The sequence below is a fragment of the Agromyces mediolanus genome (assembly GCF_014648575.1).
GTDB lineage: Bacteria > Actinomycetota > Actinomycetes > Actinomycetales > Microbacteriaceae > Agromyces > Agromyces mediolanus.
Map to the genome: position 1 here is coordinate 208276 of NZ_BMRJ01000003.1, position 15381 is coordinate 223656.

General features: G+C 74.5%; 12 protein-coding genes and 1 tRNA gene. 6 read left to right on the forward strand and 7 right to left on the reverse strand.

From position 1 onward, the window contains the following. Nucleotides 1-3 precede the first annotated feature (3 nt). From rho to IEY71_RS15095, 7 genes are all read right to left on the reverse strand, one after another. A complete protein-coding gene (rho, locus tag IEY71_RS15065) occupies nt 4-2112 on the reverse strand; it encodes a transcription termination factor Rho (protein WP_189086177.1) in 2109 nt (702 codons plus the stop codon). A 259-nt stretch (nt 2113-2371) separates the two neighbouring features. After that, nucleotides 2372-3325 (reverse strand): homoserine kinase, encoded by a 954-nt coding sequence (gene thrB, locus IEY71_RS15070; protein WP_189086210.1) that lies wholly within the window; start codon nt 3323-3325, stop codon nt 2372-2374. Between the two features lie 8 nt (nt 3326-3333). Continuing rightward, nucleotides 3334-4431: a threonine synthase gene (thrC, locus tag IEY71_RS15075; RefSeq protein WP_189086178.1), complete on the reverse strand. Its 1098-nt coding sequence runs from the start codon at nt 4429-4431 to the stop codon at nt 3334-3336. Beyond that, nucleotides 4428-5738 (reverse strand): homoserine dehydrogenase, encoded by a 1311-nt coding sequence (locus IEY71_RS15080; RefSeq protein WP_189086179.1) that lies wholly within the window; start codon nt 5736-5738, stop codon nt 4428-4430. The genes thrC and IEY71_RS15080 overlap by 4 nt, the downstream gene beginning before the upstream one ends. Next, on the reverse strand, nt 5735-7168 hold the full coding sequence (gene lysA / locus IEY71_RS15085; protein ID WP_189086180.1) for a diaminopimelate decarboxylase: 1434 nt from the start codon (nt 7166-7168) through the stop codon (nt 5735-5737). The genes IEY71_RS15080 and lysA overlap by 4 nt, the downstream gene beginning before the upstream one ends. Before the next feature lie 163 nt (nt 7169-7331). After that, the gene (locus tag IEY71_RS15090) at nt 7332-8138 is read right to left on the reverse strand and encodes an LmeA family phospholipid-binding protein (RefSeq protein ID WP_189086181.1); all 807 of its coding nucleotides are present in this window, start codon (nt 8136-8138) and stop codon (nt 7332-7334) included. A gap of 10 nt (nt 8139-8148) precedes the next feature. Beyond that, nucleotides 8149-9822, reverse strand: coding sequence for an arginine--tRNA ligase (locus IEY71_RS15095; RefSeq protein ID WP_189086182.1), 1674 nt, complete (start codon nt 9820-9822; stop codon nt 8149-8151). 39 nt (nt 9823-9861) lie between these two features. Between IEY71_RS15095 and IEY71_RS15100 the strand changes: the two genes are divergently transcribed. The 6 genes from IEY71_RS15100 to IEY71_RS18565 form a co-directional block, all read left to right on the forward strand. Next, on the forward strand, nt 9862-10488 hold the full coding sequence (locus IEY71_RS15100; RefSeq protein WP_189086183.1) for an iron ABC transporter ATP-binding protein: 627 nt from the start codon (nt 9862-9864) through the stop codon (nt 10486-10488). 38 nt (nt 10489-10526) lie between these two features. Beyond that, a complete protein-coding gene (locus IEY71_RS15105) occupies nt 10527-11720 on the forward strand; it encodes an ROK family transcriptional regulator (protein WP_189086184.1) in 1194 nt (397 codons plus the stop codon). 50 nt (nt 11721-11770) lie between these two features. Next, nucleotides 11771-11843 (forward strand) — tRNA-Arg (locus tag IEY71_RS15110). A 120-nt stretch (nt 11844-11963) separates the two neighbouring features. Then, nucleotides 11964-12494 (forward strand): sigma-70 family RNA polymerase sigma factor, encoded by a 531-nt coding sequence (locus IEY71_RS15115; RefSeq protein ID WP_229781783.1) that lies wholly within the window; start codon nt 11964-11966, stop codon nt 12492-12494. Beyond that, the gene (locus tag IEY71_RS15120; RefSeq protein WP_189086186.1) at nt 12481-13284 is read left to right on the forward strand and encodes a RodZ family helix-turn-helix domain-containing protein; all 804 of its coding nucleotides are present in this window, start codon (nt 12481-12483) and stop codon (nt 13282-13284) included. Before IEY71_RS15115 ends, IEY71_RS15120 begins: the two co-directional genes overlap by 14 nt. An 84-nt stretch (nt 13285-13368) precedes the next feature. Further along, a partial coding sequence (locus tag IEY71_RS18565; RefSeq protein WP_268243571.1) for a TPM domain-containing protein occupies nt 13369-15381 on the forward strand: 2013 nt, incomplete at its 3' end.

Sequence of the window (15381 nt, forward strand, 5' to 3'; positions counted from 1 at the left end):
GGATCAGCGGTGGTCGGACTCGTTCGAGTGCCCGCCGACCGGGGCCGACTTCTGCATGAGGAGCAGGAACTCGGTGTTCGACTGGGTCTCCTTGAGGCGTCCGAGGACGGCCTCCAGCGCCTGCTGCGGCTCGAGGCCGGCGAGGGCGCGACGGAGCTTCCAGGTGATCTTCACCTCGTCGGGGCTGAGCAGCATCTCCTCGCGACGGGTCGACGAGGCGTTCACGTCGACCGCGGGGAAGATGCGCTTGTCGGCCAGCTGGCGGCTGAGGCGCAGCTCGCTGTTGCCGGTGCCCTTGAACTCCTCGAAGATGACCTCGTCCATCTTCGAGCCGGTCTCGACGAGCGCGGTGGCGAGGATGGTGAGCGAGCCGCCGTTCTCGATGTTGCGCGCGGCGCCGAAGAAGCGCTTCGGCGGGTACAGCGCGGAGGCGTCGACGCCGCCGGACAGCACGCGGCCCGAGGTCGGCGCGGCGAGGTTGTACGCGCGGCCGAGACGGGTGATCGAGTCGAGCAGCACGACGACGTCGTGACCGAGCTCCACCAGGCGCTTCGCGCGCTCGATGGCGAGCTCGGCGACGGTGGTGTGGTCCTCGGCGGGGCGGTCGAAGGTCGAGGCGATGACCTCGCCCTTCACCGTGCGCTCCATGTCGGTGACCTCTTCGGGGCGCTCGTCGACGAGCACGACCATGAGGTGGACCTCGGGGTTGTTCTGCGAGATCGCGTTCGCGATCTGCTGCAGGACGATCGTCTTGCCGGCCTTCGGCGGCGCGACGATGAGGCCGCGCTGACCCTTGCCGATCGGGGCGACGAGGTCGATGATGCGCTGGGTGAGCTTCGTCGGCTCGGTCTCGAGGCGCAGCCGGTCCTGCGGGTACAGCGGCGTGAGCTTCTGGAAGTCGACGCGCGCGGCCGCCTCCTCCGGGGTCTGCCCGTTGATCGAGTCGACCTTGACCAGCGCGTTGTACTTCTGGCGGCTGTTGCCCTCGCCGTCGCGCGGCTGCTTGATGGCGCCGACCACGGCGTCGCCCTTGCGCAGGTGGTACTTCTTCACCTGGCCGAGCGAGACGTAGACGTCGCTCGGGCCGGGCAGGTAGCCGGTGGTGCGCACGAAGGCGTAGTTGTCGAGCACGTCGAGGATGCCGGCGACGGGGATGAGCACGTCGTCGTCGAGGATCTCGGGCTCGACCTCGTCGCCCCCGCCGCCCTGGCCGCGGCGCTTACGGTCGCGGTAGCGGCTGCGACGGCCGCCCTCGCCGTCCTGCTGCTGGTTCTGCTGGCCGCCCTGCTGGTTCTGCTGGCCCTGCTTGTCACGGCCCTGGCCCTGCTTCTCGCCGGCCTTGTCGCCGTCGGCGGCCTTCTCGCCGTCCTGCTTGTCGTTCTTGCGCTCGGCGTTGCGGGCGTCGCCGTTGCGGCCGCCCTGCGACTTCTCGCCGTCGGCCTGGGACTCGCCCCGGCCGTTCTGCTGCTTGTCGTCGGCGTTGCGCTCGCCGCCGCGGCGGCCGCGACGACGGCCCTGCCGGGGCTCGGGCGCCTCGCCCGACTCACCCTCGGCGGCGGCCGGACGCTGGCCGGCCTCACCGGTGGCCGCGGCGAGCTCCTCGCGCACGGCGGCGCGAGCGGCCTCGCGGGCCGCCTCCTCGTCGCCGGGGACGAGCGGCACGCCGGCGCCGCCGCCGTTCACGTGCTGCACGGCGGCGGTGCCGCTGCTCGTCACGCGGCGCGACTGGCGGCCGCGACGCGCGGGCGCCTCGGCCTGAGCCTCGGCGACGGGCGCCTCCGCGACCGGTGCGTCCGCCGAAGCGGATGCCTCGGCCGGGACGGATGCCTCGGCGGCGGCCGGGGCCGCTTCCGCGGCGGGCGCCTCGGGCTCGACGGCGGGCGCCGCCTCGGCCGGGGCGACGTCGGCCGCTGCGGCCTCGGTCGGCACGTCGAGCTCGACGTTGCCGGCTGCCTGCTGCGCCTCGATGAGCTCGATCAGCTCGCCCTTGCGGCGCTTCGAGGCGCCGGCGATGCCGAGCGAGCCGGCGAGCTCGACGAGCTCGGCCACCTTGAGGCTCTTGAGTTCTGCGGTGCTGGCCGCGTTCTGGACGCGGTCGGTTCCGTTGGTCACTGGGGTATGTTCCTTTCCCCCGGCCGCGAGATTCGCGGGCTCGGAAGGGCTGGTCGCTCGACAGCGGGCGATCGATGCGCGCGGGGGCGCAGATCTGCGCAAGAGCGAGAGCAATGAATTGCCGGGAATCGCACCATGCGGCGACGGACGCGAACCGCGTGTCGGTCGTCGGGTGCGGGGTCGAGTCTAGCACCCGACCCCGCCCCGGGACGAACCGCGACGCGCCAATCCGTACGGAAGCGTCCGCCGGCCCGCCGAGTCAGGCCGCGTGGACGGTGGCGCCCTTGAAGTCGACCGCGAGCGGGAGCGCCTGCCAGGCGGTCTCCGCGCGCTCGGCGACGAGCGCGGCCGCCTCGGCGCGCTCGGCCGGGTCGCTCGCGAGCACGAGGATCGAGGGACCCGCGCCGGAGACGACGGCCGGATGCCCCGCGGCGCGGAGCGCCCGGATGAGGGCGTCGGTCTCGGGCATCGCCTGCGCGCGGTAGTTCTGGTGCAGCTTGTCCTCGGTGGCCGCGAGCAGCAGCTCGGGGCTCTGGATGAGCGCGGCGACGAGCAGCGCCGAGCGCGAGACGTTGAACACGGCGTCCTCGTGGGGCACCTGCTCGGGCTGCAGCGAACGCGCGAGCGCCGTCGACATCTCGTGCTCGGGCACGAGCACGAGCGGCGAGACGCCGCGGTGCACGATGAGCTTCTTGTGCCGCGGGCCCTCGGGCGTGGTCCACGCGATCGTGAGCCCGCCGAAGAGCGCGGGCGCGACGTTGTCCGGGTGGCCCTCGAGCTCGGTGGCGAGCTCGAGGAGGCGGTCGGCGTCGAACTCGACGATGCCCTCCAGCAGCCCCTTCGCGATCATCACGCCGGCGACGATCGCCGCCCCCGAGGAGCCGAGCCCGCGACCGTGCGGGATCGTGTTGCGCGCCACGAGCCGGATCGGCGGCAGGGCGTACCCCGCGCGGGCGAAGCTGTGCGCCGCGGCGCGCACGACGAGGTGCGAGTCGTCGAGCGGCACCTCGCCGGCGCCGACGCCGTGCACCTCGATCTCGAGCCCCGCGTCGATCACGCTGACCTCGAGCTCGTCGTACTGCGCGAGCGCGAGCCCGAGCGTGTCGAAGCCGGGGCCGAGGTTCGCCGAGGTGGCGGGCACCTTGACGAGGATCGAGCGTCCGGCGATGCCGGGGGCCTCTGCGAGCTCCTGCTCCGGCAGCGCGCCGGCCATCCCGCCGCTCACGCGCCGAGTCCCAGCAGCGAGGCGACCTGGGCGGTGTCGACGGGGACGACCACCGGCTGCTCCTCCGTGCCGTCGGCCCGGCGGACCGCCCACTGCGGGTCTTTCAGCCCATGGCCGGTGACCGTCAGCACGACGCGCGCGCCGGCCGGGATCTGCCCGGCCTCCGCGCGCTCGAGCAGGCCGGCGACGGAGATCGCCGAGGCGGGCTCGACGAAGATGCCGACCTCGGCCGAGAGGATGCGCTGCGCCTCGAGGATGCGCTCGTCGGCGATCGCGCCGAAGTAGCCGTCGGTCTCGTCGCGCGCGGAGAGCGCGAGCTCCCACGAGGCCGGGTTGCCGATGCGGATGGCGCTCGCGATCGTCTCGGGGTCGCGCACGGGCTCGCCGCGGACGATCGGGGCCGAACCGGCCGCCTGGAAGCCGAACATCCGAGGCATCCGCGTCGCGTTGCCCGCCTGGATGTCCTCGCGATAGCCGCGCGTGTAGGCCGTGTAATTGCCGGCGTTGCCGACCGGGACGAAGTGGAAGTCCGGCGCATCGCCGAGCACCTCGACGACCTCGAAGGCCGCCGTCTTCTGCCCCTCGATGCGGTCGTTGTTCACCGAGTTGACGAGGTGCACGGGGTGCACGTCGGCGAGCTCGCGGGCGATGTCGAGACAGTCGTCGAAGGTGCCCTGCAGCTGGATGATGCGCGCGCCGTGCGCGACGGCCTGGCTGAGCTTGCCCATCGCGACCTTGCCCTCGGGCACGAGCACCGCCGCCGTGATGCCGGCGTGCGCCGCATAGGCGGCCGCCGACGCCGAGGTGTTGCCCGTGGAGGCGCAGATGACGACCTCGGCGCCGCGCTCGACGGCCTTCGTGACGGCCATGGTCATGCCGCGGTCCTTGAACGAGCCGGTCGGGTTCATGCCCTCGAACTTCACCCAGACGTCGGAGCCGGTGCGGCGGCCGAGCGCGGGGGCCGGCAGGAGCGGCGTCCCGCCCTCGCCGAGCGTGACGATGGGGGTGGCGTCGGTGACGTCGAGCCTCGAGGCGTACTCGCGGATGACGCCGCGCCACTGGCGCGAGCCCGGCTTGGGGGTGGGCTGGTTCACTGGGCTCCTTCGACTCGGAGGACGGACGCGACGGACACGACGACCGGGCTCGCCGCGAGCGCGGCGACGGTCTGGGCGAGGGCGCCCTCACTGGCCTCGTGCGTGCCGATGACCAGCGTAGCCCGGCCGGAGACCTCGTCCACGGTCTGCTCGAGCTGCTCGACCGAGACGCCGTGGTCGGCGAAGACGTGCGCGATGGTGGCGAGCACGCCCGGCTCGTCGGCGACCTCGAGCGTGATGGCGTAGCGGGTCGTGATGCGGTCGATCGGCAGCACCGGCAGGGCGGCGTGCGTCGACTCCGCGGTGCCCGGACCGCCGATGACGTGGCGGCGGGCGATCGCGACGAGGTCGCCGAGCACGGCCGACGCGGTCTGCACGCCGCCGGCGCCCGCGCCGTAGAACATCAGCGGGCCGGCGGCGGCGGCCTCCACGAAGACCGCGTTGTTCGCGCCGTGCACGGCGGCGAGCGGGTGGCTGCGGGGCACGAGCGCCGGGTAGACGCGGGCCGAGACGCCCTCCTCGCCGCTCGCGGCATCCGCGATCCGCTCGCAGATCGCGAGCAGCTTGACGACGTAGCCGGCCTTCCTGGCGGACTCGACCTGCTCCGCGCTTACCTGCGTGATGCCCTCGCGGTGCACGTCCTCGATCGGGACGTTCGTGTGGAACGCGAGACTCGCGAGGATCGCGGCCTTCTGCGCCGCGTCGTAGCCGCCGATGTCGGCGGTCGGGTCGGCCTCGGCGTAGCCGAGCTCCGTCGCGGTCGCGAGCGCGTCCTCGAGGGAGGCGCCCGTGGTGTCCATGCGGTCGAGGATGAAGTTCGTGGTGCCGTTCACGATGCCGAGGATGCGCTCGACCCGGTCGCCGGCGAGCGAGTCGCGCAGCGGACGGATGATCGGGATGGCCCCGCCGACGGCGGCCTCGTAGGACAGCTGCGCCCCGACCTGCTCGGCCGCGGCGAAGAGCTCCGGGCCGTGCGCGGCGATGAGCGCCTTGTTGCCGGTCACGACGTCGGCCCCCGAGCCGATCGCCTGCAGCACGAGGGTGCGGGCCGGCTCGATGCCGCCCATCAGCTCGATGACGACGTCGGCGCCGAGGATGAGCGTCTCCGCGTCGGTCGTGAGGAGCTCGCGGGGCAGCTCGACGTCGCGCCGCGCATCGACGTCGCGGACGGCCACGCCGACGAGCTCGAGCCGCGCGCCGATGCGCTGGGCCAGCTCGTCACGGTGCTCGAGCAGGAGCCTCGCGACCTGCGATCCGACCGACCCGGCGCCCAGGAGTGCGACGCGGATGGAGCGGTACTCGATCATTCTGAGGTCCCTTCGGCTGGGGTGGAGACGGCGTCCGAGGTTCCGGATGCCTCGTGCCCGACGTCGCGGGCGAGGAGATCGGCGATGGTCTCGCCGCGGACGATGACCCGCGCGGCGCCCTGGTCGACGGCGACGACCGCCGGGCGGGGCACGTGGTTGTAGTTGCTCGACAGCGACCAGCAGTACGCGCCAGTCGCGGCGACGGCGACGAGGTCGCCGGGGCCCACGTCGTGCGGCAGGTACTCGCGGTCGACCACGATGTCGCCGGCCTCGCAGTGCTTGCCCGCGATGCGGACGAGGGCGGCGGGCTCCGCCGAGCTGCGGGAGGCGAGCCGGGCCGAGTAGTCGGCGCCGTACAGGGCGAAGCGCGCGTTGTCGCTCATGCCGCCGTCGACGGAGACGTAGTGCCGCCAGCCCTCCTCGGTCGGCACGGGCTTCACCGTGCCGACGCGGTAGAGGGTGATGCCCGCAGGGCCCACGATGGTGCGGCCGGGCTCGAAGGCGAGCTTCGGGACGGGGATGCCGAGGGCGCGGCAGCCCTCGGCCACCGCGTCGGCGATGCCGTCGGCGATGCGCTCGATGGGCGCCGGATCGTCGGCGGCGGTGTAGGCGATGCCGAAGCCGCCGCCGAGGTTCAGCTCGGGCACGGGCCCGGTCGCCAGCAGCGCGGCGTGCTCGGCGAGGAGCCGCGCCGCCGACTCGGCGAAGCCGGCCGCGTCGAAGATCTGCGAGCCGATGTGGCAGTGCAGGCCCAGGAACTCGAGCGAGGGGTGCGAGCGGATGCGCTCGCCGAGCTCCACGGCGCGGCCGAGCGTCACGCCGAACTTCTGGTCCTCGTGCGCGGTGGCGAGGAACTCGTGCGTCGAGGCGTGCACGCCGCTGTTCACGCGGAGCCGCACGCGCTGCACGCGGCCGGCGGCGGCCGCCGCCCGGGCGACCCGCTCGATCTCGATCTCGCTGTCGATGATGAGGGCGCCGACGCCTGCCTCGACCGCGGCGGCGATCTCGGCCTCCGACTTGTTGTTGCCGTGGAAGCCGAGTCGCGCGGGCTCGGCCCCCGCGGCGAGCGCGACGGCGAGCTCCCCGCCCGAGCAGACGTCGACGGCGAGGCCGGACTCGGTCACCCAGCGGACGATCGCGGTGGAGAGGAACGCCTTGCCCGCGTAGTACACGGTCGCCTCGGTGCCGATGCGGTGCGCGGCGGCCTCGAACGCGCTGCGGGTGCGGGCGGCCCTGGCTCGCACCTCGCCCTCGTCGAGCACGTAGAGCGGGGTGCCGAAGCGGGCGGCGAGGGTCTCCGCGTCGACGCCGCCGACGACGAGCCGGCCGACCTCGTCGCGGGTCGCGCTCGCGGGCCAGACGCCCTCGACGAGCGCGTTGGGGTCCGCGGGCACCTCGAGGGTGCGGCGGTCTGCTGCGTGTCCTGCCACGTACGAACCTCACGGGATGCGGGAGCTGGGGGTGCTGCGCGGCGAGCGAACCCGGATTGGTCCCTGAAGCCAGTCGGCGTCATCCGCCTCGGCGGATCATCGCGAGTCTATCGACGGAGCGGGAGCCGCTGAAATTCATGACGACGCCCCGGAAACGTGTGGGTCAGTCGCAGCTGCCGGTCGCGGACAGGCTCGCCCCGTCGAGCGTGAAGCGCTCCGCCCCGAGCCACGCCGTCGCCGTGCCCGGCTCGACCTGGATGCGCTCGGCCCGGAGCCCGTCCGGCAGGTACTGCGCGACGCAGACGGCGATCGGCTCCTGGCCGAGCAGCCGTTCCACGAGTCCGGAGACGTCGATGCTGCCGCCGAGGGCGCCCACCGAGACGTCGACGGGCGTGAGCAGCACCTCGTCGCCGGCCGCCTCCGGACGCGCGCTCGCCGTGTAGTCGACGGCGAGGCCGAGCAGTTCGGCCTGACCGGCGTAGCCGACCGTGCCGTCGCCGAGTTCCACCGTGCCCACCGCGGCGGCGCTGCCCGACTCGGCGATGAGCGTGTTCAGCGCCTCCTGGCCGATCGTGACGCGCGCCGAGAGCCGGCCGACGGGTTCGGCGAGGTCGACGGGCACGCCGTGCAGGGTGACGTCGACGGCCACGGGCGCGCCGCGGACCTCGAGCTCGGGAGCGGAGAGCTCGACCTCGTCCATGCGCCCCGAGAGGTACTGGGCGATGACGGAGAACCCCCCGATGCGCACGTCGACGTCGCCCTGCACGCGCTCGGGCAGCTTCTGCTGGATCTGCGCCGCCACCTGCTGCTGGGCGATGCCGCGGGCGATGCCGTCGGCGACGACCGCGGCCACGCCGAGCACGACGACCACCATGAGCACGATGACGAGGGCGCGCAGCCCGCGCCGCTTCGGCCTCGGCTCCCGGGCTCCGGGGGCCGGGTCGATGGGCACGGTCGCGGCCTCGCTCATCGCGCCGCCGTCACATCCGCTCGGGCGCCGAGACGCCGAGGAGGTCGAGGCCGTTGCGCAGCACCTGGCCGGAGGCGTCGTTCAGCCAGAGCCGGGTGCGGTGCAGCGCGCCGACCGGCTCCTCGCCGAGGGGCAGCACGCGGCAGTTGTCGTACCAGCGGTGGTAGAGCCCCGCGAGCTCCTCGAGGTACCGGGCGACGCGGTGCGGCTCGCGCAGCTCCGCGGCCTGCGCCACGACCCGCGGGAACTCCTGCAGGGCGCCGAGCAGCGCCGATTCGGTCTCGTGCTCGAGCAGCTCCGGGGCGAACTCCGAACGATCGACGCCGGAGGCGGCCGCGTTCCGCGCGACGGCCGCGGTGCGGGCGTGGGCGTACTGCACGTAGAAGACGGGGTTGTCGTTCGTGCGGCGCTTCAGCACCTCGGGGTCGATCGCGATCGGCGAGTCGGCCGGGTAGCGCGCGAGCGTGTACCGCAGCGCGTCGGTGCCGAGCCAGGCCTGCAGGTCGTCGAGCTCGATGATGTTGCCGGCGCGCTTGGACAGCCGCGCGCCGTTGACCGAGACGAGCTGGCCGATGAGGATCTCGATGTCGCGCTCGGGGTCCTCGCCCGCGGCGCCCGCGACGGCCTTGAGCCGGTGCACGTAGCCGTGGTGGTCGGCGCCGAGCAGGTACATCTTGTGCTCGAAGCCGCGGTCGCCCTTGTCGAGGTAGTAGGCCGCGTCGGCGGCGAAGTAGGTCGGCACGCCGTTCGAGCGGCAGAACACGCGGTCCTTGTCGTCGCCGAAGTCGGTCGTCTTCACCCAGATCGCATCGTCGGCCTCGTAGACGTGCCCCTGGGCGCGCAGCCGCTCGAGGGCGGCGTCGATCGCCGAGACGCCGTGCTCGTCCTTCTGGTGCAGCCGGCGCTCGCTCGTCCACACGTCGAAGTGCACGTTGAAGCGGTCGAGGGAGGCCTGGATCTCGGCCAGCTGGTGCTCGTAGGCGATCTCGCGGGCGGTGTGCAGCGCGGCCGCGTCGTCGAGTTCGCCGAGCTTCGGCTCGCGCTCGAGCACGACCTTCGCGAGGTCGGCGATGTACTGGCCGGGGTAGCCGCCCTCCGGCGTCGGCTCGCCCTTCGCGGCCGCGAGCACCGAAGCGCCGAAGTTGTCCATCTGGTTGCCGGCGTCGTTGATGTAGTACTCGTTCGCGACCTCGGCGCCCGCGGCGCGCAGCACCCGGCTGATCGAGTCGCCGAGCGCCGCCCAGCGGGTGTGGCCGATGTGCAGCGGGCCGGTGGGGTTCGCCGAGACGAACTCCATGTTGATCACCCGGCCGGCCTGGCTCGTACCGTGGCCGTAGTCGGCGCCCGCGTCGACGATCGTCTTCGCGAGCGCACCGGCGGCCGCCGCATCGAGGCGGATGTTGATGAAGCCGGGACCGGCGACCTCGGCGCTCGCGACGCCGTCGAGCTCGGCGAGGCCCGCGGCGAGCTCGGTCGCGACCTCGCGGGGGTTCGCGCCGAGCGGCTTCGCGATGCGCAGCGCCACGCTCGAGGCCCAGTCGCCGTGCTCGCGCAGCTTCGGCCGCTCGAGCACGATCTGCTCGGGCGTGACGCTCAGCTCGAGCTCCGCGCCCGCCGCGCGACGTCGCTCCACGAGGGCGGCGACGAGGTCGGACAGGGCATGCGAAAGATCGGCTGGAGTCACGCACGAATCCTATCGTTCGCGATTGATAGGGTTCCTCCCATGTCGCGCACGCTCCGCTCCCCCGCCATCCGGTCCCGCACGGCCGTGGCCGCCGCCTTCGTCGCCGCCGCAGCGGTCGCCGCCCTCGCCGGCTGCGCGGGCGACGCCCCGGCGCCGACCGGGTCGCCGAGTTCGACGCCGACCGCGACGGACGCGGCTCCGAGCGAGACGCCGGCGCCCACCGCCACGGAGACGCCGACGCCGTTCGCCGCCGACTGCGACACCCTCATCACCGCCGAGCAGATCTACGCCTTCAACCCGAACTTCGGGCTGCAGGACGGCTTCGAGCCGACCTCGGCCGACGTCACCGCGACGGTCGACGCCGGCGGCACCGCCTGCGGCTGGCTGAACCAGACGAGCGGTGACCCGATCCAGCTCGGCGTGGCGACCCCCGCCCCCTCGGCCCTGGAATCGGCCCGCAACCAGGCCGCCTCCTCGTCGAACGCCGTCCCCACCTACGGCACCCCGCCCGCGGTCGAGGGCTACTTCCGCCAGTCCGGCAACTCCGGCGAGGCGCAGATCTTCACCGAGTCCGGCTACTGGATCGTCATCGAGTCGAGCGCGCTCTTCGAGCCGGGCGACGCCCAGCAGCTCGTCGAGGCGGTGCTGTCGAACCTGCCGGCGTGACGTCGGGCCCCGACCGGGTCGGACGGAGAGGAGCGAGGATGGCGGCGCGATCTGCCAAGGGCACGCCATCGTGGCTCGGCGCGGTCAACGACCGGGTCGGGCTGTCCGCGCTGCTCGACCACGGCCCGCTCACCCGCAACCGGATCTGCGAGATCGTCGGCGTCTCGAAGCCCACGGCGTCGCTCATGATGACCCGGCTGCTGGCCGCCGGGGTCATCGAGGAGCGCGGCACCGTCGCGGGCTCCCCCGGCCGCAACGCCGCGCTGTACGCGGCGCGCATCGACCGCCCCCTCGGCGTGGCCGTCGACCTCGACGCCGCCGAGCTCCGGGCGACCGTCGTCGACGCGGTCGGCACGGAGCACCCGGTCGCGCGCTTCGCCCTCCCCGCTGCGGTCGCCGACCGCGACGCCGTCGCGGAGATCCGCCGCGCCATCGCCGACGCGAGCGCGGCGGCGGGCACGGATCCCGAGGCCGTACACACCGTCGTGATCGGCACGGCCGGCTACGTCGACCCCGGCGAGGAGGGCACGCTCTTCACCGAGACGCTGCCCGGCTGGCCGGTGCTCCGCGTGCGGGCGACGCTCGAAGCCGCCCTCGGCCGCACGGTGTTCATCGAGAACGACGTGAACCTGGCGGCCGTCGCGGAACGCGACTCGGGCGCGGGGGTCGACGGCGAGGTGTTCGCGCTCGTCTGGCTCGGCAACGGCGTCGGCGCCTCCTTCGACGTGGCCGGCGACCTGCACCGCGGCAGCTTCGGCGGCGCCGGCGAGATCGGCTTCCTGCCGCTGTCCGCCGAGGCGCGCGCGATGGACCCCGACGCCCAGACGGTGCAGGACCTCGTCGGCGGCCGCGCCGTGGAGCGCTTCGTGCGCGCCGAGGGGCTCCCCGCCGGCGATCATCCGACCGCCCTGGCCGCCCTCGCCGCGGCCTCGCCCGAGGTCCGCGCCCGGTTCACCGCCGAGTTCGGCGAGCGGATCGCGCACGCGGTCCTGCCGCTGCTCGCCACGCTCGATCCCCGCCAGCTCGTGCTCGCCGGCCCCGTCGCGGCGATCGGCGGCGACGAGCTCGCGGCCGTGGTGCAGGCGGCGGTCCGCCGGATCAGCCGCTGGTACCCGGAGGTCGTCGCGACCGAGGTGCGCGACGTGCCTGTGCTCCGCGGCGCTCGCACCTACCTGCGCGCGAAGGTGCGGGAGGATCTGCTCGACACCGTCGCGAGCCTCGTCGTGCACTGATCGCGGCGTTCGGCGCGCCCCTCGCGGGGTGCTACTGTTGACAGCTGTGCGCCTCCGTAGCTCAGGGGATAGAGCGCCGGTTTCCGGTACCGTAGGTCGGGGGTTCGAATCCCTCCGGGGGCACGAGTTCGAATGGCGCGGGACGCGGGTCCCGCGCCATTCGCGTCTCCGCCCCCAACCGATCGGCCGACTCCTTCGTCTGTATGGGTGACGGCGGATCGTCCGTCGTCGGGAGGAACGAACGTGGCGAGCGAGTGGGACCGGGTCGCCGAGCGGCTCGTCGCCGAACGTGGCGACGCCCTCGTGCGGTACGCCTACCTGCTCTGCGGTGATCGCGACGAGGCCGCCGACCTCGTGCAGGACGCCCTCGTCCGCACCTTCGGCCGGCCGCGCCGTTCGCTCGAGCTGCCGAGAGCCGAGGCGTACGTGCGCCGGGCCGTCCTGAACCTCGTCATCGACCGCGCCAGGCGGCGGGACACCTGGCGGCGGGTCAGGCACCTCGCCGTCGAGCCCGAGCGGCCGGTCGCCGCCGCCGAGGCCGTGGACGAGCGGATCGATCTCGCCGAGCGGCTCCGCGCGCTCTCGCCGCGGCAGTCCGCGTGCCTGGTGCTGCGCTACTACGAGGACCTGCCGGTCGCCGAGATCGCCCGCGTCCTCGGCATCGCGCAGGGCTCGGTGAAGCGGTACCTGAGCGACGGGCTGCGGGCGCTCTCCTCGAGCATGATCACGGCCGAGCCGGCCGTGGGAACGGGAGGCGGAGATGTCCAGCCCTGATCCGGAGGAGCTGCGCCGGGCGCTGCGAGCGGATGCCTCGAACGCCGACGGCGCCCGCCTCGACGTCGACGGCGTGCTCGCGCGCAGCCGGCGCGAGCGCCGACGCCGGCGCACCGCCCTCGTGACGGGCGCGGCGTCCGCGATCGCCGTGCTCGCGATCGGCGGCGCGGTCGCCCTCACCGGCGGCTTCGGCGCGAACACGGCCTCGACGACGGCCGACGCCCCCGCGAGCAACTCGACGGAGGCCGACGGCGACGCCGGGCCGCCCTCGCTGCCCGCGACGGGCGTCGCCCCCGCGGACGAGCCGCCGCAGGAGGAGCTCGCGCTGCGCCCGATCGACCGGCTGAACCCGTGCGGCACGCCGCCCGCCGCGGCGAACACGCCGACTGCCGACGGTCTCGCGATCGCGATCTCGGCGGTCCCGGCGCTCGACGCCGGCGGCACCGCGCAGGCCACCGTGACGCTCAGCAACACCGGCGACATCCCCTACCGCGGCGAGCTCCTCGCCGGCCCGGCGCTCACGATCGCCGACGGGGTGACCCGGTGGCACACGAGCGGACTCGAGGCGGTGCGGATCCCGCTCGTGCTCGAACCCGGCGAGTCCGCCGCGTTCACCGCGCCGGTGCGCGCCGCGCGCTGCGACGACGACGCGGCGCTCGCCGCACCGGACGCCCTCCCCGCGCTCGCGCCCGGTTCGTACGCGCTGAGCGCCGCCGTCGCGATCGCCGCTCCCGATGCCGCGCTCGGCATCCCGCTCGTCTCCGAGGCCGTGCAGCTGACCGTCCGCTGAACGCCGCCCGCTCCGGTGGCGCCGGTTCGGGGGCGGGACATAGACTCTGGAGCGTCTGGTCCCGGGGCGGAGGGCTGCTGGTACATGTCGAAGCGACGTCTGGGTTCGATGCTGCTGGCGCTCGGCGCCGTCATCGCCGCGGTGGCCGCGCCCACGGGCATCGCGCACGCGGAGGATCCGGTCGCCTTCGGCAGCTCCCCCGTCGTCGATCAGGCCGGGGTGCTCGGCGATCAGCTCGCCTCCGTCGAGCAGTCCCTCGCCGATGCCGGCGAGCGCAGCGGCCGCCAGCTCTACGTGGCCTACGTCGACGAGTTCACGAACCCCTCGTCCGCCGTCGAATGGGCGGCGGACACCGCGGTCGGCGCGAACATGGGTGCCGAGGACTACCTCCTCGCCGTCGCGGTCGACGGCCGTGCCTACTACCTCTCGGCCGACCAGAACGCCTCGCTCTCCGACGCCGAGCTCGATCGGATCAGCTCCGAGATCATCGAGCCCCGGCTCCGCGACGGCGACTGGGCCGGCGCCGCCACCGCCGCAGCCGACGCGATCGCCGGCGGCAGCGGCGCGGGCGTCGGCGGGTGGGGATGGCTCATCGCCCTCCTCCTCGTGGCGGCCGTCGTGGTCGTCATCGTGCTCGTCGTCCGCGCACGCCGCCGTCGCGGCGCCGGGTCCACCGGCCCGGCCGGCCCTCCGCCGCCGTCGCTCGAGGAGCTGCGCCGCACGGCGGGCGGCGCGCTCGTGCAGATCGACGACGCGCTGAAGACGAGCGAGGAGGAGCTCGGCTTCGCGGTCGCCTCCTACGGTGACGAGGCGACCGCCCCGTTCCGCGAGGCGCTCACCGCGGCGAAGGGCAAGGTGCGGGAGGCGTTCGCGATCCAGCAGCAGCTCGACGACGAGGTCCCGGACACCGACGAGCAGCGCCGCGAGTGGTACTCGACGATCATCCGGGTGACGGCCGAGGCGGACGCGCTGCTCGACGCGCAGGCCGAGCGCTTCGACGCCCTCCGCGAGCTCGAGCGCACCGCCCCAGAGGCCCTCGCCCGGGTGCGCCAGACGGCCGCGGCGGTCGAGACGAACGCCGCGCCCGCCGCCGCCCGGCTGACCTCGCTCCAGGCCCAGTACGCGCCGTCGGCGCTCGCGGCGATCGCCGACAACCCCGCGCAGGCCAGGGCCCGCCTCGACTTCGCCCGCGAGTCGATGGCCGAGGCCGACGCGGCGCTCGCCCGGGGCGAGCAGGGGCCCGCCGCCGTCGAGATCCGGGCCGCCGAGGAGGCCGTCGACCAGGCGAAGCTGCTCGCGGCCGCGGTGGAACGGCTCGCGGCCGAGCTCGCCGCGGCCGATGCGGCGATCTCCGCCGGTGCCGCCGACCTCGAGCAGGACGTGCAGACCGCCCGCGCGATGCCGGGTGGGGAGCTCGCCGCGCTCGCCGAGCAGACCGCCGCCGAGGCCGCCGCGCTGCGCGGCGCGCTCGCCGCGACCCCGCGCGATCCGCTCGCGCTCCAGGCTCGGCTCACGCAGGCCAATGCCGCCATCGACCAGGCGATCGCCGGCGCGCGCGATGCCGCCGAACGCGCCCAACGCGCCGCGGCTCAGCTGCAGCGCACGCTCGCCGCCGCCTCGGCGAAGGCGCAGACGGCCGAGGACTACATCGTCGCGCGCCGCGGCGCGATCGGCCCCGAGGCTCGGACCAGGGTCGCCGAGGCCCGCCGGCTCGTCTCGGAGGCCGGCACGCAGGCGTCCGGCGACCCCGTCGCGGCGCTCGCCACCGCGCAGCAGGCCGAGCGCCTCGCCGACGAGGCGATCTCGCTCGCCCGCACCGACGTCGGCGGCTTCGGCGGCGGCGGGTACGGCGCCGGCTACGGCGGTGGCGCGGCCCCGGCCGGTCGCAGCTCCGGCGGCGACCTCTTCGGCGCGGTGCTGGGCGGCATCCTCATCGACAACCTGCTCGGCGGCGGGGGCGGCGGCCGTCGCTCGAGCGGCGGCTGGGGCGGCGGCTCCGGCTCCTCCGGGGGCTTCGGCGGATTCGGCGGCGGCGGCAGCTCCGGGCGCCGCTCCGCCGGCAGCTTCGGCGGCTCAGGCACGCGATCCCGCCGCGGG

Bases quoted from the DNA above. Each gene is read 5' to 3' on its own strand.
- thrB (WP_189086210.1), bottom strand. From the start codon at position 3,325: ATGGCCGGCGCGCTGCCGGAGCAGGAGCTCGCAGAGGCCCCCGGCATC.
- IEY71_RS15080 (WP_189086179.1), bottom strand. From the start codon at position 5,738: ATGATCGAGTACCGCTCCATCCGCGTCGCACTCCTGGGCGCCGGGTCG.
- IEY71_RS15090 (WP_189086181.1), bottom strand. From the start codon at position 8,138: ATGAGCGAGGCCGCGACCGTGCCCATCGACCCGGCCCCCGGAGCCCGG.
- IEY71_RS15100 (WP_189086183.1), top strand. From the start codon at position 9,862: ATGTCGCGCACGCTCCGCTCCCCCGCCATCCGGTCCCGCACGGCCGTG.
- IEY71_RS15105 (WP_189086184.1), top strand. From the start codon at position 10,527: ATGGCGGCGCGATCTGCCAAGGGCACGCCATCGTGGCTCGGCGCGGTC.
- IEY71_RS15120 (WP_189086186.1), top strand. From the start codon at position 12,481: ATGTCCAGCCCTGATCCGGAGGAGCTGCGCCGGGCGCTGCGAGCGGAT.